The organism is Pseudoalteromonas sp. CR1 (genome assembly GCF_019392235.1).
GTDB lineage: Bacteria > Pseudomonadota > Gammaproteobacteria > Enterobacterales > Alteromonadaceae > Pseudoalteromonas.
Genome location: NZ_JAHXRM010000270.1, coordinates 1 through 270, shown reverse-complemented (window position 1 = coordinate 270; position 270 = coordinate 1). Strand labels below are relative to the sequence as shown.

1 protein-coding gene is annotated in these 270 nt (G+C 67.0%); it reads right to left on the bottom strand.

All coding sequences use genetic code 11. From position 1 onward, the window contains the following. On the bottom strand, positions 1 to 270 hold a 270-nt coding region (locus KZZ04_RS19390), incomplete at both ends, for an AsmA family protein (RefSeq protein WP_219423902.1).

The following is a 270-nucleotide window of genomic DNA, read 5'->3' as shown; positions in this document are numbered from 1 at the left end:
ATGACGCGCCACTGGCTTCGTGCAGCTTGGCGATCAGGTGACCGTCGGTGGAATAGGCCGGCGAGTCGGGCAGCGTCACACCGGTCAGCGGGTAGAGGTTACCCAGGCTGCTGCCGGCGAGCTTCAGGCGCAGGTCCAGGGCACCGAGGTTAAGTGGGTCGGTCAGGGTGCCGGCCAGGGCGATGCTGGTGTCGGCGATTTTCACCTGGGCTTGCAGCGGGAACGGCTTGGCCGCGTCCTGCAAGGCGAGCAGGCCACCGATTTTGCCGG